General features: G+C 40.3%; 19 protein-coding genes and 1 pseudogene. 10 read left to right on the top strand and 10 right to left on the bottom strand.

What is annotated here, in order from left to right:
• Positions 1 to 187 precede the first annotated feature (187 nt).
• Complete coding sequence (locus ACM0OX_RS19655) at positions 188 to 865, top strand: hypothetical protein (RefSeq protein ID WP_414516723.1); 678 nt, start codon at positions 188 to 190, stop codon at positions 863 to 865.
• 98 nt (positions 866 to 963) lie between these two features.
• Here ACM0OX_RS19655 and ACM0OX_RS19650 read toward each other — a convergent pair whose 3' ends face one another.
• A complete protein-coding gene (locus ACM0OX_RS19650) occupies positions 964 to 2,184 on the bottom strand; it encodes an RNA-guided endonuclease InsQ/TnpB family protein (protein ID WP_414516722.1) in 1,221 nt (406 codons plus the stop codon).
• A gap of 411 nt (positions 2,185 to 2,595) precedes the next feature.
• Between ACM0OX_RS19650 and ACM0OX_RS19645 the strand changes: the two genes are divergently transcribed.
• Entirely contained in the window at positions 2,596 to 2,805 is a 210-nt protein-coding gene (locus ACM0OX_RS19645; RefSeq protein ID WP_229490067.1) for a TOBE domain-containing protein, read from the top strand.
• Between the two features lie 65 nt (positions 2,806 to 2,870).
• On the opposite strand, the gene ACM0OX_RS19640 is transcribed toward ACM0OX_RS19645, so the two are convergent.
• A complete protein-coding gene (locus ACM0OX_RS19640) occupies positions 2,871 to 3,629 on the bottom strand; it encodes a HesA/MoeB/ThiF family protein (RefSeq protein ID WP_174709890.1) in 759 nt (252 codons plus the stop codon).
• 468 nt (positions 3,630 to 4,097) lie between these two features.
• Between ACM0OX_RS19640 and ACM0OX_RS19635 the strand changes: the two are divergent.
• Positions 4,098 to 4,247: pseudogene (locus ACM0OX_RS19635) on the top strand (substrate-binding domain-containing protein); the annotation flags it as partial.
• Positions 4,248 to 4,445: 198 nt separating this feature from the next.
• Here the strand turns inward: ACM0OX_RS19635 and ACM0OX_RS19630 are convergent.
• Entirely contained in the window at positions 4,446 to 4,655 is a 210-nt protein-coding gene (locus tag ACM0OX_RS19630) for a TOBE domain-containing protein (RefSeq protein WP_179076568.1), read from the bottom strand.
• Positions 4,656 to 5,217: 562 nt separating this feature from the next.
• Positions 5,218 to 7,062 carry an iron uptake porin gene (locus ACM0OX_RS19625; RefSeq protein WP_414516721.1) on the bottom strand — a complete coding sequence of 615 codons (1,845 nt, stop codon included), beginning with the start codon at positions 7,060 to 7,062 and terminating at the stop codon, positions 5,218 to 5,220.
• A gap of 271 nt (positions 7,063 to 7,333) precedes the next feature.
• On the opposite strand from ACM0OX_RS19625, the gene modA reads away from it, so the two are divergent.
• Both modA and ACM0OX_RS19615 read left to right on the top strand, forming a co-directional pair.
• Positions 7,334 to 8,149 (top strand): molybdate ABC transporter substrate-binding protein, encoded by an 816-nt coding sequence (modA, locus tag ACM0OX_RS19620; protein WP_414516720.1) that lies wholly within the window; start codon positions 7,334 to 7,336, stop codon positions 8,147 to 8,149.
• 270 nt (positions 8,150 to 8,419) lie between these two features.
• A complete protein-coding gene (locus ACM0OX_RS19615) occupies positions 8,420 to 9,280 on the top strand; it encodes an alpha/beta fold hydrolase (RefSeq protein ID WP_289798630.1) in 861 nt (286 codons plus the stop codon).
• A 175-nt stretch (positions 9,281 to 9,455) separates the two neighbouring features.
• Here ACM0OX_RS19615 and ACM0OX_RS19610 read toward each other — a convergent pair whose 3' ends face one another.
• The 4 genes from ACM0OX_RS19610 to ACM0OX_RS19595 all read right to left on the bottom strand — a co-directional run bounded on the left by ACM0OX_RS19610 (position 9,456) and on the right by ACM0OX_RS19595 (position 14,249).
• Positions 9,456 to 10,508: a D-alanine--D-alanine ligase family protein gene (locus ACM0OX_RS19610; protein ID WP_414516719.1), complete on the bottom strand. Its 1,053-nt coding sequence runs from the start codon at positions 10,506 to 10,508 to the stop codon at positions 9,456 to 9,458.
• A 192-nt stretch (positions 10,509 to 10,700) separates the two neighbouring features.
• Positions 10,701 to 12,122, bottom strand: a complete 1,422-nt coding sequence (locus ACM0OX_RS19605; RefSeq protein WP_414516718.1) for an ATP-grasp domain-containing protein — start codon at positions 12,120 to 12,122, stop codon at positions 10,701 to 10,703.
• A gap of 59 nt (positions 12,123 to 12,181) precedes the next feature.
• The gene (locus tag ACM0OX_RS19600) at positions 12,182 to 13,015 is read right to left on the bottom strand and encodes an O-methyltransferase (protein WP_414516717.1); all 834 of its coding nucleotides are present in this window, start codon (positions 13,013 to 13,015) and stop codon (positions 12,182 to 12,184) included.
• Positions 13,016 to 13,019: 4 nt separating this feature from the next.
• Positions 13,020 to 14,249 (bottom strand): sedoheptulose 7-phosphate cyclase, encoded by a 1,230-nt coding sequence (locus tag ACM0OX_RS19595; protein ID WP_414516716.1) that lies wholly within the window; start codon positions 14,247 to 14,249, stop codon positions 13,020 to 13,022.
• Positions 14,250 to 15,633: 1,384 nt separating this feature from the next.
• Here ACM0OX_RS19595 and ACM0OX_RS19590 point away from each other — a divergent pair.
• The 3 genes from ACM0OX_RS19590 (at position 15,634) to ACM0OX_RS19580 (ending at position 19,416) form a co-directional block, all read left to right on the top strand.
• On the top strand, positions 15,634 to 15,762 hold the full coding sequence (locus ACM0OX_RS19590) for a hypothetical protein (protein WP_414516715.1): 129 nt from the start codon (positions 15,634 to 15,636) through the stop codon (positions 15,760 to 15,762).
• A 651-nt stretch (positions 15,763 to 16,413) separates the two neighbouring features.
• Positions 16,414 to 16,905 (top strand): hypothetical protein, encoded by a 492-nt coding sequence (locus ACM0OX_RS19585; RefSeq protein WP_414516714.1) that lies wholly within the window; start codon positions 16,414 to 16,416, stop codon positions 16,903 to 16,905.
• Positions 16,906 to 18,309: 1,404 nt separating this feature from the next.
• A complete protein-coding gene (locus ACM0OX_RS19580) occupies positions 18,310 to 19,416 on the top strand; it encodes a response regulator (protein ID WP_414516713.1) in 1,107 nt (368 codons plus the stop codon).
• 575 nt (positions 19,417 to 19,991) lie between these two features.
• On the opposite strand, the gene ACM0OX_RS19575 is transcribed toward ACM0OX_RS19580, so the two are convergent.
• A complete protein-coding gene (locus ACM0OX_RS19575) occupies positions 19,992 to 22,577 on the bottom strand; it encodes a GAF domain-containing protein (RefSeq protein WP_414516712.1) in 2,586 nt (861 codons plus the stop codon).
• 340 nt (positions 22,578 to 22,917) lie between these two features.
• On the bottom strand, positions 22,918 to 23,046 hold the full coding sequence (locus ACM0OX_RS19570) for a hypothetical protein (protein WP_414516711.1): 129 nt from the start codon (positions 23,044 to 23,046) through the stop codon (positions 22,918 to 22,920).
• 343 nt (positions 23,047 to 23,389) lie between these two features.
• Here ACM0OX_RS19570 and ACM0OX_RS19565 point away from each other — a divergent pair, with 343 nt between their 5' ends.
• Complete coding sequence (locus ACM0OX_RS19565) at positions 23,390 to 24,283, top strand: hypothetical protein (RefSeq protein ID WP_414516710.1); 894 nt, start codon at positions 23,390 to 23,392, stop codon at positions 24,281 to 24,283.
• Between the two features lie 12 nt (positions 24,284 to 24,295).
• Positions 24,296 to 25,273, top strand: coding sequence for an SDR family NAD(P)-dependent oxidoreductase (locus ACM0OX_RS19560; protein WP_414516709.1), 978 nt, complete (start codon positions 24,296 to 24,298; stop codon positions 25,271 to 25,273).
• The last annotated feature ends 303 nt before the right edge of the window (positions 25,274 to 25,576 follow it).

Here is a 25,576-nt window from a genome sequence, read left to right as displayed (position 1 = left end):
GCTATTTAGTAGCGTCTGGTAAGGAGTTGAAAGTCTAACGATAGAACCGTTTTTCTTCTTATCTAACAGAATCTATTGTCAAAATGCTCAATTTTGGCGATAACGATACTAATTTTTGGTGAGCAAATACCTTTGAGCAAAACAATCTAGTTTTTTCAATATTCAATAGTAAACGGAGAAATGTTTTATGCGTTTTACCCGCACGATCCCCATTGCGTCTTTAATGCTATCGATACTGGTTTTATGGCAGCCTACTTTAGCTGACTCAAGAAGTATTCTTCCCTCAGAAAAAGAAGAAAAAACACCTTCTGTCTGGGATAAAAATAAGTGTATTGGAGGTTATTCGCAAAGTTTTCGCTTGGGTGGAGAACTCAATAATCCAACCACTTATAACTTGCAAAAACTGAAGAATTTGCGAGATGCTTTAAAGAAACAAAATCCAGCATTAGTTACTGAAATCACTGTGAGCTTTCAAACCGGCTCAGGGCCACGAACAGAAACATACTATGGAGTTCCTCTATGGGAATTGATTAATAATCCGAAAGCCGGAGGTGGTCTAAAACCTGGGAATTCTGGGGTGAATAGTAAAAACTCTTTTCTGAGGCAATATGTTCTAGTTGACGCCACAGATTGCTATGGTGCAGTCGTAGCTATTGGTGAAATTCAACCTAACTTTGAAGGGAAAACAGTGCTAGTTGCATTTGAAAAAAAAGGTAGTGATGGTAATGTTGTGCCTTTAATAGATGAAGGATTTGCTCGTTTAGTAGTCCCAGGTGACAAAGCTGGAGGTCGTTACGTTAGTAATGTGAGAAATATTGTCATATTATCTGCTCCTCCTTCTCCTTTGAAACCAAAATATTTCTGAAAACCCTTCTGATTAAAGACGCCTACAACGGAGAGTTCATTTTCTAATACTAATCTGATATCTAAGTTATTCTGTAAGGCTGAAGATATCTCAGTGAACTACCCAACACCCATCTGAGTACAGATTGGGTGTGGGCTTCCGGTTTCATTGACAAATGCCTTTCCCCCTTGCGGTTTCTTGGTCTTACTTCGCCTCGACTCGGCAAGAACGGGGTTCCCTCCGTCCATAGATAATATCCGAATGCCTTCTGTTCTGATGTTCTGGCTGGCATTGCCGTCCCTATCGTGATGAGATTTACACTTCGGACAATCCCACTCTCTGATATCTAACGGCAACTCATCAACAACATGACCACAGCATGAACAAGTTTTTGAACTGGGGAAAAATCTATGTATTTCAACAAGCTGACCCAATGAGTCCTTTAACTTGTAATCAACGAAATTAACAAACATCCCCCAGCCTACGTCGGATATACTTTTAGATAGCTTCCGGTTCCGTACCATTCCCTTTATGTGAAGGTTTTCCACAACAATAATTTGACTTTCATTAACCAACTTTCTGCTGAGTTTATGCAAAAAATCTTGGCGGGAATTTGATACTCGTTCGTGAACCTTTGCCACTAGTTCTTTGTGTTTGTGTCTTGATTTACTTCCTTTAACTTTTCGAGCAAATTTTTTCTGCTTCCGGGCTAGATTTTTCTCGTGACGTTTCAAGTGTTTAGGGTTGGAATACTTGGTAACTTCCTCTCCATCGTGGACAATCGCAAAGTCCTTTAACCCAAGATCAATACCGAGTATTTTATCTCCACCCAATTTATTATCACTGCATTCACCCTCAACGAAGATTGAGGCAAAGTACTTGTCAGTAGCAGTTTTGCTGATGGTGACAGTTTTAATTATTCCCAAAACTTGTCTGTGAAATACTGCCTTCACTTCACCAATCTTAGGAATTTTTAAATTATCACCTACAACGGTAACGCTTTGCTGATACTGAATAGACTGCTTATCAACTTTTGATTTAAACTTGGGAAACTTAGCCCGTCCTTCAAAAAAGTTTTTGTAAGCTTTGTCTAGATTAATAGCTACGCACTGCAAAACTGACGAATAGCAATCTTGCTTTAACCAAGGGTACTCCACTTTCAATTGAGGCAGTAAACCCTTGTATTCACTCATTTTTAATGACTTTCCAGTTTGTTCATAGTGTTGAATGCAAGCATTGAGCGCATAGTTCCAATACCACCTTGCACAACCAAACGATCTGGCTAGTCTTTCTTGTTGCTCGGTTGTTGGGTATAGCCTGACCTTAACTGCTTTCAACACTTTTAATCACCTCCTTGTCATCTGATAATATCATAAATGTAGGTAATCTGTGGGTACAAAATGAAAACAGAATGGTTCAAAATGCGAATGAGTGAACGCAGATTAAATAAGTTGCGACTATATGCAGCAATGAAGGATACGACGATGACTCACGTTGTTGAAGACCTTATTGACTCATTAAAAATCCCGGAGATAGGCAATTCGTCATCGACCAACATGCAAGAGTGAACTGCTTTCACTATCTTTCGTTGGTCAATTCCTCATTGCCCAGAATTCATCCCACGCTCCTCTGAGTACAGAGTGAGACGTGGGGCTTCTTCTGCTTTGAGCTAAATGAGGATAATCCAACAATCTTATAGTTGTTAGTATTACTCAGTTCAGAATTATCTTATAACTAGGGAGGCTCAAAATATGGAAGTTAGCGCTCGTAATTCCTTAAAAGGAACTATTAAGAAAATTCACCCAGGAGCAGTCAACTCTGAGGTAACATTAGAAATTGTGCCTGGGGTGGAAGTAACTGCAATTATTACCAAGGAGTCGGTAGAGCATCTCCAACTTCAAGAGGGAAAACAAGCGATCGCTGTGATTAAAGCGTCAGATGTCATAATTGCTACAGAATAGCTCGAAATGAGTAGATAAGTTGTGGCGATCCGCTTATAGAGCGATCGCTACGATTATCCTACTATTTACGAATTTTCCGAGCAAGAACTGCTACCACACACCAGACAAGAAGGATCGCGATAAGAATGTCGTTTGGCAAATTCCATTCGCATTAAGTCGATTGTCAGCAGTTGTGACAATAGGGGTTCACTAAACTTAGTAATCAGCTTTATTACCTCTAATGCACTAAGACAAGCTAGTGTCCCAGAAACAGCACCGAGAACCGCGAACCCACGCTGATCCCAATCCGGCTTTTCTGGAAACAAGCATGATAGACAAGGAGTGACACCAGGAATAATGGTTGTCAGGTAAGCTTCCATTCCGTCCATTGCAGCTTCCACCATTGGTTTTTGCCATCGCACGCAAGCCTCATTGAGCAAGTTCCGCTCTGTGAAGTTGTGGGCGCAATCAACAGCTATATCAGCAGATTGCACTAAAGAGTCTACATTCTCTTTTGTAACGTAATCATGAACTGCTTCCACCTGAATATCAGGATTAATAGCTTGCAGAGTTTCTCTGGCTTTGAATACTCTGGGCTTACCTACCCAATCATTTGTCATTAGAACCTGACGATTCATATCATCTAGCCGTAAATCACCACCCCGAACTAGGATTAGCCGCCCAACACCCGCTACTGCCAAATATAGCGCTGATGTACCGCCTAATCCTCCTACACCTGTAACCAAAACCGTTGCAGACTTCAAGCGCTTTTGTCCTGCTTCTCCAAAATTGGGAAGCATCATTTGGCGGTGATAGCGTTCTAACTCACTGGGTGTTAAGTTCATCGCTTTTTAATTCTTTATCAGTCGTAAAATTTACCACCTAGTTGGTAGCAAGTATTGTACTTGTCTATACATTTTCCTGATTTAATACCTGTAAAGTTGGTATTTGTTCCAGGCACTATTAAAAGAGCTATGTGCAAATATAGCGATGTCTACGACGGGCTATGACGCTCTCTACGAGACGCTAAAAGCGTAGCTTGCTTCTCTGAAAGAGTACGCGGACTCGCTAACGCAACTCTTGGAGACGCTACGCGTAGCTTGCTTCCACGGAGTGGTACGCTATCGGTGTCGCAAATGTGGTGCTGCTACCTCTGCGGAGATGTCGTGATAGTCTTTTATTCGATTATCCCTGCTCTTTGACTAGCACCGATCTATTACTACCAGTTTGCTCTTTGTCCTGGGTTGAATGCCCAATGAAATGAACCCCACAGCCTTGCTGCGGGGTCTTTTAGGTATTATTGCTTTCTAAGGGCTGATGCAAGAATCAGTACGGCATCTATAACTGCTGCCTTTGGGTTGAGATTTATCCCCCTTCATGGTGCGCGATATGACTTGATAATTCTCAAAGAATACTTGGAACAATTACTAGTACAGCAGTTTATCACTATCTTGGGACATCGGAAGCCTGCGATCGCAATCCTATGCAGACATTTGCTGATGTGGCTAATAGACTAAATATCTTTGGTTTAGCTTATCTACATATTATTGATAGGAAAGTTGTAGTAACGAGTTACCTACCCGTAGGCGTAGCCCGTCGTAGACATCGCTTTACAGGGGGCAATCAAACTGCCCCCCCCTTAATAGAATCTCAACAATTACTTAGCCTACGGCAATCATTACGTCTGATGATTTAATTATGGCGTGGACTTCTTTACCTTCAGTAAGTTTGAGATTTTCTGCTGATGATTTGGTAATAATTGCAGTCACCTCTACCCCTGGTGCTACTTCTATCGTTACTTCAGTATTTACAGAGCCAACGACGATGTTTTTTACAGTTCCTTTGAGAGCATTACGAGCGCTAACTTGCATTTGATGACCCCTACTGGTTTTTTCTTTACACGTAAATATTAACAAGTAATTAAATGAATCTGTATGATTACAAATAGAAAATATATGAATTTTTACTATTAATATAGAAAATATACGTGAATAATTTACTAAATAATTTGTTTGGTATTTGCATCTTTTTAAACCAACTTATTTGGTAATAAAAGGAATACAAAGTAGTTAGTTCAACTAACCACTTTTCAGACTGTTATTTGACAGATGCAAGATAAGTTTTCGGTGCAAGTTCATCTTTTTTGAGGTCTTCGTACTCCAATTAGATCGTTCCATCGGGTATCCTTCTCCTGTCGGAGATGCTACGCATAGCTAGCTTTCACGTATCAGCTCCGCTAACGCGTAGCGTCCCGTAGGGAAGTGCTACAGGATCTTGCTACATTTCAAAACAATATTTGGGTAAAAATTCATATTTCCTTTTGCAATGGCAGTCTCCACAATTCGGGAAGGCATTCTATTAACAAGTCGGCAAAGCCACCTAGCAGACTGTCTCCCTGTTGTAACGACTGCCGTCTTTTTAATGCAAAATTATCTAGAATCGGAATGTAGTACGAACAACTCCTGTATAGATAGTGTCATTATTGCTGTTTTGCTCTGGGTTAAATATCACAATCAAGCCTGGTGTAATTGAGATATTGTTATTCACTTGGTAGCGATATAGTCCTTCTAAATGGAAAGATGTATCGCTATCTTCACGAAGATTACTAGTAGCAGTAAGAACAGCAGGGCCAAAGTCATTACTCGTCACCTTGGGTGGTTGACCAAAGATTAAACCTCCCAAGTTACCCTTTTTGCCTAAATCAGGGAGAGCTAAAGTGACCGCCCAGTTCCAGATGTCTGCCTTATCACCTCTATTAACATTTGCACCAGAACTAACCTCTGCGATCGCTTGACTATACCCAACCCAACCAGAAAGTACAAATTGGGGGTTAAAACGATAGCTGGTTTCTATCCCATAATGATTGGCTGAAGTGGCAACACCAGCACCAAATGGGGTATTAGCGAAAGCGCTACCATAAGCCCCCGAAACGGAAACATCATTATTACTACCAGTAAAGTAAGAGTGTGCATAGCTCAAAGCAAAAGTTAAGTTTTGGTTGGGCTGGAATGCTAATTGAGCTAAAGCACCATAACTACCGTCAAATAGCCCTGCACCAGCACTAGGATCGTTAGCTCTTCTAGCAAGATAACCCCCAGATAAAGTAATCGCGTCGCTCAATTTAAAGATGGCGCTGACCCCTGAACCTGTATTACTAGCAGAACCCGTATTACTGGCGCGGTAAATAGGGGAGAATCGACCAAACCGCGAAAGAGATCCAATCGGGGTTGAGGACAGCAAAGGGTTAACAGTATTGAAGTTGTCGTAGAATTCCCCACCAATAGCATCAACAATGACATTGATTTTGTCACCTACCGGGAAGCGATAATATAATTTGCCCAGTACAATGTTGTTGTCGTTGTTCCCGTCCCACGATACACGGGTCATGTTTGTACCTGTGACTGCCCCACTAAAGGCTGTGGTGTTATTCGCTTCTAAACGGGTAAACAACTGGTCTTTGCCAGTGAAACTACTAATTAGATTCAAGCGGATGCGATCACTGAAAATCGCATTGTCCTGAAGCCTTCGTCCACCCGATGCTGTATACTCGTTAGCTCTTGCAGCCTCTCTAGCTGTACCCGCAGGAGCTGCTTCAATTCTTCTCCAGCGATCGGAATCTAGCGCTCTATCCCCACCAAACACACTCCCAACAGAGAAAATTATTTCTGCATTTAACTTGGTAGTAGTTGAAAATTGTTGATTTTCCAGGTTTGCATTACGAGCTTCCAACCCATCTATCCGTCCCCGTATTTCAACTAGTCCATCAGCGAATTCTTCTTGCAATTTTCGCAAGGTTTCTAAGTCTTCTTTTGTGACTAAATCTGCTGTGCTAGTAGCAATCAATTCATTAACCCGATTCAGACAAGCGTTAAGACCTGCGGCAAACTCATAACGAGTCATTGCCCGATTTCCTTGGAAGCTGCCATTAGGATATCCAGCTATACAACCGTAGCGCTCAACTAAAGATTGTAAAGCCTGGAATGCCCAATCTGTAGGTTGTACATCAGATAGTTGAGAGACTGAAGTAACCTGACTCATAACTGAGTTCGGATTTTTGCTGCTGCGATCGTTGAACTGCTGGCTCTGGTCAGATGAAGTAACGCCGATAGGTGCAGTCAAAACAGCTTGATTATCTGTTTGAGCAACCACACCTTCTTTTGCCGGAGACTGAGTAGTCTGCATATCTGCTGGAATAGCTGATGCACCTTGAGCATTCACCAGACTAACTACTAATAAGATTGGAGCAATCAACAATGAATTATGTAAAAAACCAGACATTAACCTCACACCTCAAATACTATTAGACCAACTTGATTCCTGAAATAGTTGGTACTAAAAAACACCCGATGCATTATTATTACCAGATTTTCAGCTTTTTACCATATAAGTTGGTAAAAAGCTGGCAAAATTTTAGTCAGTATCGGTACAGTTATTGATAACAGTCAGTTATAAGTGGTAATCTGTGATTTTTTACCAGTTTTTTTGGTTACTAGTCCGCTAGATTGGTAAATTATGAATTAATTAAGAAAAAATGCTTGAGAGACTGCAAATGAATAATAAACGAATGCTGACTTTTGTCAGTTGGGTATTTATCTCATTTTTACTAATCGTTGGCTGTAGTCAAACGACTACACCTAACTTATCCTCAACTCCTAGCCCAGCAGCCCAAACAGCAAATTTGACGATATCAGCAGCTGCTAGCCTCAGAGATGCAATGGACGAAATCAAACCTCTCTACACTAAAGAGAAGCCAAATGTTACTCTGAGCTACAACTTTGGTTCATCAGGCGCTTTGCAACAGCAGATTGAACAGGGTGCAGGAGTTGACGTTTTTATCTCAGCTGCAACTAAACAGATAGATGCTTTACAGAAAAAAGGTTTGTTAGTTGATGGGACTCGCAAGGACTTACTGAAAAATCAATTGGTGTTGATAGTACCCCAAAATTCCATAACTGTGGCTGATTTCAAAGACTTAACTTCACCACGCATTAAGAAAATTGCTCTAGGCGAACCCAAAAGTGTCCCCGCTGGACAATATGCTCAACAAGTCTTAACTTCATTAAAAATTCTTGACCAAATTAAAAGCAAAGCCGTCTATGCCAAAGACGTTCGTCAAGCCCTCAATTACGTAGAATCAGGCAATGCTGATGCTGGGATCGTCTACCTCTCAGATGCCAAAAGTACGCCAAAAGTCAAAATTGTAGCAACTGCATCTGAAAAAACCCATTCTCCCGTCGTCTATCCCATCGCAGTTCTCAAAAGCAGTAAAAATGTCGATGCCGCTAAGGATTTTTTGCAATTTTTATCGGGCAACCAAGCCAAAAGTGTGTTTGAAAAACAGGGATTTACGGTAGCTGGTAGTTAACAAAATAATTACTAATTCATAATAGACTTCTTGGCATTTGTCGGGGTAAAGGAGAAGGTGGGGCCCCCTCTAGTGATAAGGGACGGGGGAAAAGGGTAAAAAAACTCAAAATCCTTTCCCTTTACCCTTTACCCTTTACCCTTTACCCTTTAACCTTTAACCTAAAGAGTGCAAAAATATATTTTTACAAGAGGTCTAATGGGCTACGTCTTGCTGCGCTAAGTCATTCATAATTAGGCGTAAATCACATAATTGTATACAATCCCGAAAATGCGAGCGAAAATAAGAGATACAGAGATTTTCTTTGATGTGGAAGGTTCTGCATTAGTGGTGGATGGTGCGAGCATCTGCTCTAAACCTGTCGCCTTTCTAATTCACGGTGGGCCTGGTGCGGATCATACTTCCTTCAAACCAACCTTCTCGACTTTAAGCCAAAAACTTCAACTAGTCTATTTTGACCATCGCGGTCAAGGCAGGTCTGCCCGTGGGCCTAAAGAAACCTATACTCTAGACAATAATGTTGAAGATATGGAAGCGTTGCGCCAACACCTTGGTCTGGACAAAATCGTTGTGATTGGAGGTTCTTACGGTGGTATGGTGGCTCTGACTTATGCAGTCCGCTATCCTCAGAATGTCTCTCATCTGATTGTGATTGCCACGGCAGCTCATAGTGGCTTTTTAGAACGGGCTAAGGAAATCCTCGCATCAAAAGGAACTGAAGAACAAAAAACAAGCGCTCAAAGGCTTTGGGATGGAAATTTTGAAAATGAAGAACAGCTAAGACAGTATTTTCAAGTGTTGGGATCGATGTATTCGCTAAAATATAATCCCACCACCTCAGCCATTGCTTGGCAGCGAAATATTCTCTCAGTTGATGCGATTAATGTTGCTTTTGGCGGTTTCCTCCGCAACTACAATATTCTTGACCAGTTACACAAAATTACCGCACCTACTTTAGTGATTGCAGGTCGGCATGACTGGATTTGCGCCCCAGAATTTTCTGAAGAAATTGCTCAGGCAATTCCTAATGCAGATTTGAGAATTTTTGAGAATAGCAGTCATTTAATCCGCGCAGATGAGCCTGAAGCACTTTTGGATGCGATCGCGGGTTTCTTGGTTTACAAACGTTAGAGTAATATCATGTCCGGCTAATTAGTTATAATTCCCAAATCTATGCAGAAAGCTCTTGGCGTACCTCTACAGCTAGGTGCAGCGTTTCGTAGAGAAGCGATCGCATTCTCAACCGACTCTTAATTAGCGATCGCTCTCCTACCCACTACAAGCAGAAAAATCTATAGCGATAAATTCACGAGCAATTTTGCAACACCTTTTGATTACTGCCCAAAGTTTCATTGATAGCCATGATTAATAACTCATTTAGAGGGATTCCGGCTGCTTTTGCCATAGAGGAAATCACGCTTTTGGGGGCAAAAGAACAATACAATCCAGCTTCTAAGAACCAAGGCTCTCCCTTTGGGTCGATGCGGAAGTCAAATAAACTATAGTAGCGACAACCCAAAGCCTGATGGCACTTCTTAGCCACTTGCTGAACCTTTTGGGTAATCGGATCGTTAGGGTCTACAATCCAAGACTTCTTATTATCTTTAGCGGCGAAACGCAAGTTGCCATCGTCGGTTTGTTGGAGTTTATCAACATGGTTGCGGATGGGTTTCGAGTCAGGGTCTAACAGATACTCTTCAAGGGGTAAACCCACTAGTTCCCCATCTTTGACAATGATGCCGCATCTGACTTCTCGACCGAGTTCGATAAATTCTTCTACAATCACCTCCGAAGCATATTCAAATGCTTGCTTCAAGGCAGCGTCATATTCAGTAACCTCTTTGACTAAAGCTATCCCTAAAGAGTTATCGGAACTTACAGGTTTGACGATCGCTGGAAGTGAAATTGTCGGTGTATCTCCTTGACGAAGAAGTTCTCCACGAGGCACTTTTACCCCTGCGGCTTCGACAATTGCTTTGGTTCTGCCTTTGTGTGCTGCGATCGCCATGATATCTGGAGTATTACCTATGTAAGGAATCTTCAGCAGGTCGAATAGGGCGCGGTAGTGAGTCATTCCAGGAATACAAAACATTTGTGGTAGCACGAGGTCAATGTTTTGCGCTGTTATAAACTCTATGGCATCAAACAGAGTCATCGGTTTGGTGTCAGCAATATCTTCAGGGCTGAGGGAAGGAGGAAATCGCCACTGGCGATCGGGTGTGATGTATGCAATCTGAAAATCATATTGCGATCGATCCGCCGTTGCTGCAAGACAGTCTTGGGCGTAAAGGCGTGACAAATCACAGTAAAAATCATTATATGCAGACCCAACTAAATGAAGGATACGAAGTACTGGCATGATTTATCTTCCTTATGTATTGTTAGAATTTATATAGCGGTTATTAGTTGAGTGGGCTATAAGAACCCCACCCCCAACCCCCTCCCCGCAAGCGAAGAGGGGGCTATGATCTACTGAATTCTTCTTCAATTACGAATTACGTTAGCGCAGCGTTAGCGAGTCCGCGAGCGTCATTACGAATTACGAATTATTTTAATCGCCATCTAATTCCACTAGTTTGCCAATATTGAAGTCTATTTTTACCCATCCTTTAAGTTGTTGTAGATTCTTCAGCAAAAGCAAAGGAATCTGCCAATGATGCAAAGTCAAAAATGGTATAGGGTCATCAAGACTATAAATAGCATCAGTGCCCCGCACTAAAGTATTAACCGATGTTTGCAATTGTTTCCAAGAACGAATACCAGTTAGTCGCCAGATTTCGTGATATAGGAAGTAAGTGGGCTTGCTACTTGCGAGGGGTTCCAGAGGTGCAGCTAGGGGAGTTTTACCAAGATAGGCATCTGCAACACCTGGGTGATTGTAAAACATTGTAATTGCGGAATGGGTACGGGGATTGCATTCAATGGCGTAAACTGTACCATCTTCAGATTGGATAAAGTCGAAAGAAACTTGCCCAGTCAGTGCCAAACTCTTGACGAAGTGTTGCACCCATTCACGAATTTGGGGATTTTCGACGTTTTCGTAGTTGATTTGAAACGCAGAAGAGTTTGAACAGCAATGCAATCTTAATTCCCCATCCCGCACTGTACTATGTGTGCATAATTCCTTACCAGGAATAAACTCTTGCATAATCCAAGGTTTTTCTGCACTGATGGGTAAACTGTTGACAAAAGCTGCTGTCTCTTCTGGGGTGTCGCAGGGAAGTTTGGTTAAATTTAAGCGGCGAACGGAGTCGTAATCAATACTTTTTAGAATATATTTGCGGGTTTCTTGACTAAAATCGAAATTGATAACTTGTTGAGGATCTGTAATTTTAAACGATTTGGGGACAGATAAACCAAGCGATCGCGCCCGATCGGTAAAGGCAAATTTATCATCCAACATTTTGGTTATATCTGGATCAAAGTGGAAAACTTCGCAGTATTCTGATAGTAGAGGCTTTGCTAAAGAGTCATAATAGCTAGCGACAGGACTGCATACAGGTACGTAAACGTCAACCTTTTCTTTTTTGACGATTTCTACTAGCGCCTGGATATAGCCTTCTGGATCTTCTTGTGGAGCCGGAACCGTATAAAAACGACTTACCGCTTTTGAGAATCTATGACCAGACAACCAGTATTTGTTACCTTCAATCAAAATAACTCTGTGTCCTGCGGCATGGAAAGAGCGAGCAAGTTGCAATGCTTTAGTCATCTTGGCTCCACTTACCAAGATAGTCTGAGGATGAGCAGCTACGATAGCTTTTTTCGTAAACGGCGAACGCCTACGGCGGGGCGTAGCCCAACGCAAAATTCCCCACAACAAAGATATCAACACTATCAAAGCATTGAACGGCAAGGCTATTAGTAATAATGTCAGAGTACCGAGAGTCTTGAATAAAGCTACTATCTTTACGCTAACACCTGTTGATGACGTTGGAGATTGAGGCAGAGATAAAGAAATTGATTGTGCCATAAGTCTTTCCTTTGTGTTTATTGTAGAGACGTTGTATTGCAACGTCTCTACAAACTTCGCTACACCACGCGTCTAATCAGAGTCACACCATCTCGGATGGGTAACAGAACTTGTTCTACACGAGGATCGGCGGCGACAATACGATTGAACTGAGCGATCGCTTCACCATTGGCGGTGCGTTGTTCGGGTGGTAGGTAAACTTGTCCCTGCAACAAAGTGTTATCCACACAGATTAATCCGTCGGGAGTCAGTAAGTTACTATCCAAAATGATCTGGAAGTACTCTACATACTCTTTTTTATCGGCATCAATGAAGATCAGATCGAATACTTCTTTTCTGGCGGCCAGCTTGTGGAGTGTCTCTAAGGCAGGTGCTACTTCCACAATGATTTTGTCACCGTGGGGAGACTCACTAAAGCAAGCTTGAGCAAATTCAGCAACATAAGGATCTACTTCGCAACCGATAAGTTGCCCATCACTTGGTAATGCTTCTGCCATTGCTAGGGCTGAATACCCTGTGAACATTCCTACTTCTAGAATGCGCTTTGCTTTGGTGATATGAACAAACATTTTCAATGTCTGTCCTTCAAGATGCCCTGAGAGCATCTCCTGCTCAAGTTGACGCACTGTTTCACCATCGCTGAAGCGTTTGCTCCAGTCTTCTTTACTAGTTTTTTGCGCCAATACTGTCAATGCGCTCGATTCTGGGGTGGTGTAATCATCCAAATAGGGATCTAAACCCGCCGCTAATTGAACTCCCTGCCGCAAAGAATCCAATATCTCTACGGGAATGTTGTTCTCTTCTGCTAATTTCAGGGTTTGCTGTAACTGGGCTACTAAAATACTGTGTGGCGTTATCGGTCTAGCTGTTTCTCGTCCTAAAACACTCGTCATATTTTCACACCCCTACTAGCTTGGCTTCTTGACTTTCAATGTATGCGTCAACACCTTTTCCGCCACGAGGGTATTTAGCACAAAGACGTTTGTGTTCAGCTAGGGCAGTATCAAGTTCTTCACGAGTCAGATCGTTGGCAAAGAAGCACTCGCCAATCGGACAAGGCATAGCTGCACGTAGCTTTCCATCTCGTGTCAAGCTTATAGATTGGGTAGCATCCCAGAGCAAATCACTATCTAAAAGAGGATGATCGAGTGATAAACCGATACGACTCATCAGGTCTAGGATGCGATCGCGCTCTCCTGTGGTGATATAGCCTCGTTGTGCTGCAATGGTTGCAGACAAAGCCATATCTATATTGACCGCATGACCATGATATAGGGGTATCTGAGGTGCTAATTCTAGGGTAGGACTCCAAGTATGACCGTAAGCGATGACGCGATCGAGGTCTAGTTCATGCAAGTTAGGAGTCTCTAACTCCAACATAGTTTTGATTGCCTCGTAGTTGACTTTATGGGCAATCTCTTTAATTTCCGGTGTCGCATTCACATGTCCAAAATGAGTGGAAAGGAGTTCTTCGCCATATTCGTATAGCAGTTCAAAGACTTCAGAGTTGGAGACTACAGCAATTTTCACTAACTCTGCCATCCCATTACGAACTTGAGCCGTTGGCAAGGTTTTCAAGAATGAGAAATCTAAGATCACTTTCAAAGGTGCATGATATGCTCCCAAGCGATTTTTCAACTTGCGATGATTAACTGCTACCTTAATCGCCACACCTGCATCGATTAAACCAATCAATGTGGTAGGAATGCGAATATAGTTGCTCTTGCGACGGTAAGAAGCGCAAGCAAAGCCAGCTACATCAGTAACTAGACCACCACCAACAACTAATACTGGTTCCTTACGAACTAAGCCAAAGTCCGAAAAAGCGTCAATAATTTTTTCAAAGGTTGCCAGGGTTTTAGCTGGCTCTGTAATGATGATCGGAAATACTGTCAGTTCAATGTCATAGTGTCTAAAATATGACCTGATCCGATCGCCATAAAGTTCATGAACATTGGCATCAATTACAGTCAGACAGCGACCAAATTTTGCATAGCTATCTGCAATTTCTCTGTTTTCAATATCAAATGCACCGTTCACATAGACAAGACTAAAATCGATTTTTTCGTAACCTTGCACGTGAAACGCAGATTCAGTAGCTTCAAATGATGCTTGAACTTTATTCATTGTGTTGCCTTTATTCCAATTAGAAAGATTGTGAGATTTCGGTAATAATTGCGATTTACCCTAATGAATGCCAGCAAGCAACCATGCTCTTTACCCTTTCAGATAAAAGACAGGACAAAATTAGCTTTCAATCAAAAGCTAACGCTTATTACTGATTGGCAATGTTTTTAAACAACACCATTCATTTGAGTAAATTTTATAGATGGGTTAACCTTTAATTCGGCATAACCTCAAACAAGTCAAGTAAACTCACTAGCAATATATTGGAATAATACTTGCTTGCTTATTCTGTGGATTATTGACTTTTATTTTGGGAAACTCATCTGAATTCAGATTGATTCCACTATATCTAAATATAGTGGCTTTCCAACTGTACGATTCCGCAAAAATTCTAACCGAGATAACTGATTGTATCGTTGATCTCCCAGCTTCAATTTTAGATTAGAACCCTGATTAATCGTTAGTTCGCTGTTTATGAGCATTAGTCTCAAACCTTATATTACTAAACTCTCTACACTCTCTTTGCTTAAGAATAACAGTGGACTTTTAGGAAGTTTATCTGAATTTTTATTAGCTCCACTATATTTGTCTTTAGCAACTTTCCGCTCGTTAGACCTTGCACAACTCATATCTAAGTAAACTACTGATATTGTTTATCATTGTCTATCTCCAGGCTGACATTTGATATTACAGGCATGATTAATCCTCATCTCGCTGTTTTTTGCATTAGTCTCAAACCATAAAATGGCTCAAAACAAAGATGATTCACTGTATTCTGTTCATGATATCAGTACAATAACTCCTTTTTTAGTCAATTTAGTGGTCAGTATTTAATAAACATACTTCAGCAACCCCTGAAAATTCAGAATTTAAATATCTGAGTTACTGGCAACAAAAATTTAACTTTTTTAAGGAACGGTTGTGTGTGTTAAAGGTTTCTAAGTTTGCTTAAATTGCTTTCTTAGTCCTAAATAAAGGCTTTTCAAGCTGAACCAGCAAATATTTTACTAGTAGGTTACTGAAAAGTTCAACACAAATCATAACATTACAGTAATACAAATCATAACATTTGTAAATATATTTCAGTCAATCCACCATGCGAAGTGTACTGAACAACCAGATATCAACAATAAAATATGTCTAAAGATAGATATCTGATACAACAAGATATTTTGGATAGTAGCTATATCTAAGAGACATCTGGTGAATTTAATTATGCGTTGCGTTGCCCGAAATCCGTCGCTTTGTCGATTTTAGATGCACGTACATACAATAGATGTCTTGCAAAAGTAACAAATGCCAAGATTTTGGGGAAAGGTTAAAGGGTAAGAGAAAATTCTATACCTTTACCCCTTATCCTTTTCGCCACTTTGCAAGAAGTCTAATGTTTAACTTTTGCGTGCATGGTTCCCGGGTAAAAGATCGCGATTTCCCGGATGAACTCAACAGTACACTAATTCACATAGATAGCAAAATATTGCCACTATATGCGATCGCAACTGGTGTAGTCTAAGATATCATGGAACACACGCTATTTTTATATCATATCTGCGTTGAAAACTGACAACGTTACTGTTGTGCTAGATAGCTGTCAAAGCGGGAATCTGTGAGTGCGATCGCTTAGTGATTTTACAATATAAAAAGTTGAGTATTTCTAACAGGCAAAATTTATTTAGAAAGTAATTTAAATAATCTTAATATTTATAAAACCTCAAAGGGTCTTACCTTAGTGATTTCGGTTACATTAACAATGCCTTGTTCCAAAATACTATTGTTGGTGATGGTAGGATTATCATCGGGCCAGAGATAATTCATGGATGAATATTCTGGGTTACTCTATCAGCCAATATGAAGCTAATCAAATAAGAATTTTTATACAGCAGTTTTCAAGTATATGAGGTACAAAATAACTCAAGTGTCTGCTTTCACATCCAAATATTGCTTGACAAGTTAATTTCGATAGAAAAAATTGGGTATTTCTAAGCAGACAAAATCTATTTAAATTACTTTTTATAAAAACTTAAGATTTCTTAACTTAGTTTAAAAAATCTTGGTATTGACTTCAGAATATAAGAGCGATCGCTTTGTAAAGGTTAGTTGATATTAGTTGTCAAACTGCTGGTGAAGTTAGAAACTAAAGAAATACAACACACGCAATTATTTTATGACTGCTATTTCTAACCTAGAATTCAAACGACCAATTTGGCAAACCGCGATCGTATTGACCTTGGGCTTTTGGCTCAGTGCTAGTCTAGTTTTGGACTGGGTAATTATGCCTAGCCTTTATCTTTCTGGGATGATGAGTCAAGCTGGTTTTACGACAGCAGGCTATACGATTTTTTGGAACTTCAATCGGATGGAATTATTATCAGCTGCTGTAGTCCTGACTGGGGCACTAGCCTTGAGCAAAACCCGATATCACTGGAGTATTGGCAGTATTGTTTTATCTGTGCTGCTGCTAACTATAGCTGTACTTGACACCTATTTCTTAACTCCGCAGATGTGTGCTATAGGAGTTCAACTCAACCTATTTGAAGCTGCTGCTGCTATTCCGTCGACAATGAATTTATTACACGCTAGTTATTGGGTACTGGAAGTAGCGAAGCTGGTAGCTGGTGGTACACTTTTAAGTTGGTGCTGGCGGGAGCAATTTTAAGTAGATGGAGAAGTATAACGGTGAGAATTTCCACTTATAAATCTCACGCCAAAGACGCAAAGAAATTCTTTGCGTCTTTTCGCTACATATAATCTTATGGGTTAATTGTGATGTTTACGACGGGCTACACCTAAGCGTACAATTTTGTATTTATATTTGTAATTTTTAAAACTTGGGATTTTTCGGATCAATTGCTACCATAAAATGATTCAGTTTTTGATAAGTCTGATTCAATCAGCAGACATATAATTATCTTTTACTATACATTTTCAGCTTTCCCGGACATCTAAACAAATAAATATTTATAACAATTTTCTGGAAGATGATATTAATTAGTTTTCATGTTTACTTTACTGATTTATCATGAAGTTTATATATTTCTGCTAATTTTTTTTGAAAATTATAGTAACCTAAGTTTTAGTGAGTATGTTACTTGTTATCTACCATCTAGCTGAAAACAGCTATTTTGCAAGGTATCTACTACTAATCAAGAATTTTCCTGTAAGTTCTTGAATTTGCCACTCCAATTTGTGCAGGGTGACTATTTAGACCCACACAACATTAGAACCTGTTTCCAGTACTTATGAAGAGATTCCCTTCTGCTGATTTGGTCGCCTGTGCATCTCACCACACACCATCATGGCGGCAATTATCAGCAAACTCATTCTTGGCCGGAGGTTTACCATTATTGTTGTGCAAGCGATCATTTTGCCGAATCCCAAGACTAAGAGTTGCTCTACAATCACAAACTTAAGTAAGATATTGAACTTTTGGAATGCTTAGTTTTGAATAATACTTTTTCTCTTGTGAAGTTACCCTCAAGAATAAACTTCTTGAAAAAGTACCCGACGACTTTCGTCACGGATATAAAAACATACTTCCTCAGCGCGGACTTAATGCCTATAAACCTTGATGGAGAAACATTTACATTTACATGAAAGTAGATTTTGGTCGCTCCAGAATTCAGAATGAGGGACAAAAAACTTTTGCAAGAGAACTAAAGTATCTATAATTTTAGGCTGCAAAATACGGATAACAATGATACTTTTGTGACTGATGGGCGAGAGCCAATGGTCTTTGTGTGGCACTTGAGTTACTGTTAGATTGGCTAGATTAGCTAAAGATACAGAAAACCAATCTAATTTTTGAAATACTATATCCTGACAACTAGTCGGGCAATTTTGCTATTGGTCAGTAGCATTAATTGGTTTAGTTGTAAGTTGCGGATTATAGCTTAACAGAGATTGGTGAATTAAGAGTTGGGGGGTGTGGAATCTCTGTACTAACTCAAATATGACCGCTATATTTATCTGAAAAGTGCTTCCAACAAAGTCACGGTGAATTCCGAAAAGGTAATTCACTAATTTTGCCTGCAAATGTTAATTTTATTCCAAAGCGATCGCAATGAAGACACTTCCGATTAGTAGATACAGATTTTTTCAAAAGCTCCAGCCCCTACCTTTGTTGAAAAAAATCACTGGTAAGTCGGTTACTGGTTGTTTACAAGTGTTTAGCACATCAGGCTCTTGGTCAATATATGTAGATGAGGGGAAATTAATTTATGCCAGCTACTCAGAGAAAATGTTTGAGCCGCTTTATAGAAATTTGCAACGCTTGAGCGAGCAAATTTCTACTCTCCCTGACGGAATCAAAGACCAGTTGCGGGCGATATTTGAAACTGGTATTGAAAATCAGGCGATACCGAACCCAGATTATCTGGCGATTTGCTGGTTAGTCAATCAGAAATATATTAGTTCTTCTCAAGCAGCAATGCTGATAGAGCAATTGGCGCTAGAAGTTATAGAGTCATTTCTGAATTTAGAGGAGGGAAGTTATGAATTTATTCCTGAGAGTTTTCTGGATGATATGCCAAAGTTTTGTCATCTAAATGTTCGTTTATTAGTTGAACGATGTTTAACGCCCCAAAATGTTCGCGTTAGCGTCTCTGAAAGAGAAGCGGTTTATCGTCAAACATCACCAAGTTATCAATCGCATACCTCACAATTTTTCCAAATAAATGAGCTACAATCTAAAGCCAAAACTACGCCAAAGTTGCCTAAAATAAACGGCTATAAGCCAGCAGCTTACTCGATTAATACTAATGAACACAGAGGTCAGCAAATCATCCAACCACCTGCTGACAGAAAAATCTACACAATCTTGTGTATTGATGACAGTCCTACGGTATTGAATGCTATTAAAAGTTATTTAGATGAGCAGACCTTTTCCGTTATCGGAGTCACTGATTCTTTAAAAGCTTTAATGCAGATTATCCGTATAAAACCCGACATAATTTTGTTGGATATATCAATGCCTAATCTCGATGGATATGAACTCTGCTCTTTGCTGCGTAAACACTCATATTTTAAAAATACACCTGTGATTATGGTGTCAGAAAAAGTAGGATTCCTAGATAGAGCTAAAGCTAAGATGGTGAGAGCATCAGGCTATTTAACTAAGCCTTTTAAACAAGGAGATTTACTAAAAGTTATTTTTCAACATATTGTTTAATTTCCTAATATAGCAAGCTAATCTATATTAAACAGCCTATTGTTTTAAATATTTAAGGTTGAATGTTATCTGCTTCACTATCATTATGGTTATAGAATATTGTCTGAGTGAGTGAGAATTAATCATTCCCTTATAGAGACAGATTAATACAGCAGAATTCTGAATTCAGGAGAAAAATACGCTTTATACTTGGGTAAAAGACTTAGCTTGTGTACCTCACCTACTTGAAATCTGCTACACAAGTTGTTAACAGTGACAAATAATCAGTTAAGGGACTCCCAAAAAAAAATATACAACTATTTATTGTGGGGTGGGCGACACGAGAGCCCATAGTCAAAGGCGGGCAAGATGCCCACCCCACAAGATTGGATAATTTATTTCTTGTAATATCATGTCCGCCTAATTAGTTATAATTCCCGCATCTGTACAAAAACCAGGAAACCCTCTTTCCCCCTGTCCCCTGCTCCCCTGCCGTCTTAATCATAAATCTTTAACCGGACACGATATAAGTCCCTAATGTACAGCTTTTTTAAAATTGATATTAGTTACAAGCCCTAAACTAAAAGTAGGTAGGGTTATTTTTCCTGAAATGTCCAGACTCCTTCATCCCAATCTGATTCTGTTGGGGGTGATTGTAACCAATGCTGACAACGCAACAGATGCAACATAGCAGCTTTGTCCTGGCTGTCTGCTGCCAAAACATTAGCAAATTCAGCCCTGGCACGAGAAAACTGCCGCTGGAGGTAATACTCACGCCCTTTATGATAGTGCTCAATCACTTGCAATTTTTCGCTTTCAATCGGATTGGAACGCAAACCTAGTAATTCGTATATGGCTACTGGTTCGTTTCTACCCTTGACACGAATGTAATCTAGTTCTCTAGCCCAAATGTTTTCTTGGCATGGTTTAAAAGTGTTATGGCTAATAATAATATCGCAACCATACTGTTTACTAACACTTTCTAATCGAGAGCCAAGATTAACGCCATCGCCAATGGCGGTAAATTCCATCCGCTTACTAGAGCCAATATTCCCACTAATTACGGTATCTGAGTTGATGCCAATACCAATTTTAATTCTGGGCTTATCATCCGTATGGCGACGTTGATTAAATTCGTGTAGACGAACGCGCATTTCTAAGGATGTTTGTACTGCCATCCAAGCGTGTTCTTCTAATGGTAGAGGAGAACCAAATACAGCCATGATGGCATCGCCGATATATTTGTCAAGAGTGCCTTTATGTTTAAAGACTGCCTCCACCATTGATTCAAAATATTCATTGAGCATACTCACCACTTCTTCTGCTTCTAAGTTTTCTGTTAATGTGGTGTAGCCGCGAATATCGGAAAATAATATAGAAACTTCTTTGCGATCGCCTCCTAGTTTAGCATCATCTAGTTTCAGCAATTCTTCGGCTAATTCCTGGGTCATGTAGCGGTACATCGTACTCTTGAGCCGCTTTTCATCACTGATGTCTTCCATCACCACCAGCGCTCCCCGGACTTGCTCTTGGTCGCTAGCATCGGCTATTGTGTTAATCGATAAATTGATACTATGTTGTTCTGTACCAGTGGTTAAGAGTGTGCGATCGGGGTAATATTGCTGGCGGCCTTTTAAGTCAACTGCATGTAAAGCATCTTGATACCACTTGCTAAAGTCACCTTCTTTGATGGCAATGACATCATTAACTAATTTACCTTCTAAACGGTCATCTACAGCCAGTCCTAGCAAACGTTGAGCGCTTTCATTAGCGGCGATAATCAACCCAGTTTTATCAGTGGAAACCACTCCATTGGAAAGACTACGCAAAATGTCCCGTTGCATTTGTTCTTGTTGCTTGACTGTGGCAAACAACTGGGCATTTTGCAGCGCTACTCCCGCTTGAATATTAAAAGCTTCCATGAACTCTTCATCGTTGCGGTCAAAGCTAGCTTGGAAGCAGTCGGGAGCTTTGGGCCAATCAGCTGGATTATAAGGGGGAAAATCCCCGGATTTCTTTTTATTGACGAGTTGGGTAACGCCAATCAGTTGTTGATCGGCATTAAATACTGGCATACAAAGCAAGCTACAGGTGCGATAGCCATTTTGCTGGTCTAGTTTTTGGGCTGTCTCTGAGTCAGGATCGTAGTACAAATCAAAGCCAATATTCAGTTTCTTGCCAGAAGCCGCTACTATCCCAGCAAAGCCCTTACCTACAGGAACTCGTAACTCTTTCGTTGAACCATCATCCTGAGTGATTTTCGTCCACAATTCATGACGATCGCGGTCTATCAACCATAGTGTACTGCGATCGGCATTCATTAATTCTTTGGCTTCATCCATCACCCGTTTGAGGGTGTCTTCTAAGTCAAGACTACTTTGAGAAAGTGACTTGATTGCCTTCATCAGCGCCGCCACTGCTCTTTGTTTTTGAGTAGCTACATAAAAAGAGCGCGAGGACTCTAAAATCAGACGAATCGAAGGGGCAAATTCTTGAAATAATTGTTCGTCAGCACGGCTAAAACCTCTGGTATCAATGCGCTCTGCAAGTGGAGCATCGTGATTATTTACAGATTTTAATTTATTCAGTAATTGCACTACTGCAACTAATTGCCCATGTTCATTTAAGAGTGGCAAAGCTAACATAGTGTAGGTGCGATAGCCAGTTCTCTTTTCTTGTTCTTGGGCAAAATGCGATCGCGGATCGTCATAAAAATCAAAGGGAATATTAATAACTTCTTTAAAAGTGGCGACTTCACCACCAATACCTTTATTTGCGGGGATGCGAATTTCTAAAGAGCGACCGCCCTCGCCCTCAGCTAGAATTGACCAAAGTTCTTGTTTTTCTTCATCCAATAAAAATATCGTCGTCCGGTCTGCCCCTAGTAATTCCCCGGTTTTTAAGGTAATGGAATGCAACATTTCTTGCAGAATGGTTTCAAACCCATGAGAATCAAGCATTGATAGGGTTTGATGAACAATCTGTAATTTTTGCTCGACATCCTGAACCACCTGTTTAAAAGTATCCTGAGTCAAGGGAGCAAGAAACGTAGAAAAAGTTCCTTGTCTTGTGGCAAGAGCACCCACAGGAGCAGATTTTGCTGGTAATTCGAGGTTTTCTTGGTTGTGAACACTAATAATCACATCAGTGGTCTCCCCACAACTTCCTTGATACGCTGACATAACTGGTATTTTATATAACAGGATGAGGTTTTAGATTTAACAATGAGATTAAATTTATGTAAGTGGTGTTAAAAGCAACAATTGCTCGACATTATCCATAGTTTAATCGCTTGTTTAGCCAGCGTCATCCTGTGAATAAACGCTCAAGCCGATTAACAACAAGCATGGCTTGACCAAAACCCCTTCCCAGTAGTGAATACAGATGATAAATAGAGGGTTAGACCCCTCATATAAACGAAAAAACAATGTTTTCCGCAGGGGATTGATTGTTAGTGTTGCGTTGTAAGATTTTGCAAATGCATACTAATGAGCATTACTGTATCCGTAAGATATAGTTGATTTATCTGAAAATGGCTGGATTTTGTAAGTGATTATACGTAAATTTGTTTTGCTCAACTGCGATCGCTTCTTGTCGCAGATATGTCAGTCGGAAAAAGAAAGTGCTGAGTAAACAATAGACTTGTTGCATGAATCAAAAGCCCTCACCCTAAATCCCTCTCCCAAGCTTGGGAGAGGGACTTTTAAATTCGCTCCCCTTCTCCCAAAATTGGGAGAAGGGGTTGGGGGATGAGGGCGAATTTTGTCTAATATTAGCCCCTGTTGATTATGAGTTCTATTAATCTCTTGTGATACCTGTGACAGACTACTAGCTCTATTCATTTTTCTACAGATAGAGTTAATTAAAAATATTAAGCACAATATTATCTCAGCCAAACATAAATATAAAATCAGATTCAATCTTTGAGTTGAACCCATATATTACATGGGCTGGAACATTCACCCTATTGTTGGAAATCCGCAGGATTATTTTAATGAAAAAATTAAAGGCTCAAGTATTTTTAGGCTTGACAGGTGCATTTTTGGCAGTCGGATATTCCAGTTTGCTAGCTACAGAAATTCCCATACAGAGTACATCAAACCTGAGAAAGGATTTAGTAGCGCAATTAGAAACTAATCCCAATGTCAATGAGTATCTGGAGAAAAATAAACCAGAAAGTTATAAAGCTCTGAAAAAGCAGTTAGATGCAGCTATTGAGGATGCCAAAAAACCGAGTGAAGATAAAGTAGTAAAAAATCTTTGGTTATTATCAAAAACTAATCCTCAAATAAAGTGGAGAGAAAATAACGGCAAAATTGAATATCTGATGGCAAGTTGGAAATATGTCCAAAACCCAACCGAGGATTGGAAAGTAGGTACAAAAAAAAGTATCGAAGCACGGACTTGGTTAACAGCCGTTCCTCAAGTTAAGGAATTTTGTCAAAATTGTAAGGGGATCGGTATAAATATTCCCGGTAATATTATGCTTTCTCTGAGGTTACAGCAGTATTTAGGCTTAATTTTAAATAGAAATTCAAATAAAACGCATTTTGTCGAAATGTGGGTGAAAGCTGAGGATTTAAGTAGACCATGCATAGACCCAGAAATTAATGATTCTAGTTGTAATGTTTTTAAGATACCGATTCCTGCTAGTTATCCGATTTTGCAAGAGATATACACAGCTTCTTATGCAGTCGCTAATCAAGAACATTATCCTTGGACGGGTTTAGGTTACACCTATGATTGGGGAAATCCGAAAAAACCTCGTGAAGGAGCTAGTGAGTTTCTGATCGAAGGAACTAAAGAAAAACCGATAGAAGTAGAAGTTGTTTCAGTCACAGCTACAAAAGAATATTGTAATAATCAATATTTAACGGTAAAAGATTAGAAATGAGCGCTCATGAAACATCTTGAAGGTAAAGTGGCTTTAGTAACAGGTGCTACGCGGGGAATTGGTAGGGGAATTGCCATTGGCCTTGGTGAAGCAGGTGCAACTGTATACATCACGGGTCGCAGCCTCAACAACTCTTCCAGTGATGGGGTTTCAGGAAGTCTTAGTGAAACGAAATCAGCCATCGAGGAAGTCGGTGGTGTATGCATTCCCGTCCAAGTAGACCACAGCGACGATGAGCAGGTGCGTTTGCTTTTCGATCGCATTCAAGATGAGCAAAATGGCCAACTCAACCTACTAGTAAATAATGCTTATTCAGGAGTTCAGGCATTAAAAGACGCTCAGGGACAACCCTTTTGGGATTCTGAACCTAGTCTTTGGGATGCTAGCAACAACGTTGGACTTCGGAGCCACTATGTTGCAAGTGTTTTTGCGGCTCGGATGATGACTAAGCGTAACTCTGGACTCATTTGCACTATTTCCTCATGGGGTAGTATGTTTTATCTCTTTAATACAGTTTATGGTGTTGGCAAAGCAGCTTGCGATCGCCTAGCTGCTAATATGGCTGTTGAGTTAAAGCCCCATAACGTCACTTCTGTTTCAATTTGGCCGGGTATTGTTGGTACTGAGCTTTTTTCGCGTTTTGCTTCGGAAATGAATCAAACCAATGTTACTGAAAATAATTTCTCATTTTTAAGCGATCGCTACAACTGGGAAACTCCCTTATTAACTGGACGAGCGATCGCTGCACTTGCTAGTGAGCCAAATATAATCCGCCATACAGGACGCGTGCAGATTGTTGCCGAATTAGCTCAGAAATATAATCTCGTAGATGAAAATGGCGATCGGCCTACATCCCTACGCTCTCTACGTTTTGTACTCCCGGCTGCATTGCCTGTACTGAGAAAGTACTCATGGCTCATACCTGATATTAAACTGCCGTGGTCGCTGCTATTATTGAATGCCCTCAGTTCGCCTAAAATTTAATGGGCATCGGGCATGGAGCCAGAAGAGATGCGTCTTAAATAATGCAATAATAAGTCTTTGAACTCCGTTGACGAGTATTTGAACTAGATAAATCCACCTTTGATCTCCGTTGACGAGTATTGGAACTGGATGAATCCACCTTTTATCTCCGTTAACGAGTATTGGAACTGGATGAATCCACCTTTTATCTCCGTTGACGAGTATTTGAACTGGATGAATCCACCTTTTATCTCCGTTGACGAGTATTTGAACTGGATGAATCCACCTTTTATCTCCGTTAACGAGTATTGGAACTGGATGAAT

The organism is Nostoc sp. PCC 9305, assembly GCF_963920915.1.
GTDB lineage: Bacteria > Cyanobacteriota > Cyanobacteriia > Cyanobacteriales > Nostocaceae > Nostoc.
This window is presented reverse-complemented; position numbering and strand designations above follow the sequence as displayed.

What these genes read in the sequence shown, in the direction of transcription:
- ACM0OX_RS19570 (WP_414516711.1), bottom strand. Translation starts at nt 23,046, where the DNA reads ATGCAACAAGTCTATTGTTTACTCAGCACTTTCTTTTTCCGACTGACA.
- ACM0OX_RS19645 (WP_229490067.1), top strand. Translation starts at nt 2,596, where the DNA reads ATGGAAGTTAGCGCTCGTAATTCCTTAAAAGGAACTATTAAGAAAATT.
- ACM0OX_RS19655 (WP_414516723.1), top strand. Translation starts at nt 188, where the DNA reads ATGCGTTTTACCCGCACGATCCCCATTGCGTCTTTAATGCTATCGATA.
- ACM0OX_RS19615 (WP_289798630.1), top strand. Translation starts at nt 8,420, where the DNA reads ATGCGAGCGAAAATAAGAGATACAGAGATTTTCTTTGATGTGGAAGGT.
- ACM0OX_RS19605 (WP_414516718.1), bottom strand. Translation starts at nt 12,122, where the DNA reads ATGGCACAATCAATTTCTTTATCTCTGCCTCAATCTCCAACGTCATCA.
- modA (WP_414516720.1), top strand. Translation starts at nt 7,334, where the DNA reads ATGAATAATAAACGAATGCTGACTTTTGTCAGTTGGGTATTTATCTCA.
- ACM0OX_RS19600 (WP_414516717.1), bottom strand. Translation starts at nt 13,015, where the DNA reads ATGACGAGTGTTTTAGGACGAGAAACAGCTAGACCGATAACGCCACAC.
- ACM0OX_RS19610 (WP_414516719.1), bottom strand. Translation starts at nt 10,508, where the DNA reads ATGCCAGTACTTCGTATCCTTCATTTAGTTGGGTCTGCATATAATGAT.
- ACM0OX_RS19560 (WP_414516709.1), top strand. Translation starts at nt 24,296, where the DNA reads ATGAAACATCTTGAAGGTAAAGTGGCTTTAGTAACAGGTGCTACGCGG.
- ACM0OX_RS19640 (WP_174709890.1), bottom strand. Translation starts at nt 3,629, where the DNA reads ATGAACTTAACACCCAGTGAGTTAGAACGCTATCACCGCCAAATGATG.
- ACM0OX_RS19575 (WP_414516712.1), bottom strand. Translation starts at nt 22,577, where the DNA reads ATGTCAGCGTATCAAGGAAGTTGTGGGGAGACCACTGATGTGATTATT.
- ACM0OX_RS19565 (WP_414516710.1), top strand. Translation starts at nt 23,390, where the DNA reads ATGAAAAAATTAAAGGCTCAAGTATTTTTAGGCTTGACAGGTGCATTT.
- ACM0OX_RS19595 (WP_414516716.1), bottom strand. Translation starts at nt 14,249, where the DNA reads ATGAATAAAGTTCAAGCATCATTTGAAGCTACTGAATCTGCGTTTCAC.
- ACM0OX_RS19580 (WP_414516713.1), top strand. Translation starts at nt 18,310, where the DNA reads ATGAAGACACTTCCGATTAGTAGATACAGATTTTTTCAAAAGCTCCAG.
- ACM0OX_RS19585 (WP_414516714.1), top strand. Translation starts at nt 16,414, where the DNA reads ATGACTGCTATTTCTAACCTAGAATTCAAACGACCAATTTGGCAAACC.
- ACM0OX_RS19625 (WP_414516721.1), bottom strand. Translation starts at nt 7,062, where the DNA reads ATGTCTGGTTTTTTACATAATTCATTGTTGATTGCTCCAATCTTATTA.
- ACM0OX_RS19630 (WP_179076568.1), bottom strand. Translation starts at nt 4,655, where the DNA reads ATGCAAGTTAGCGCTCGTAATGCTCTCAAAGGAACTGTAAAAAACATC.
- ACM0OX_RS19590 (WP_414516715.1), top strand. Translation starts at nt 15,634, where the DNA reads ATGTTTAACTTTTGCGTGCATGGTTCCCGGGTAAAAGATCGCGATTTC.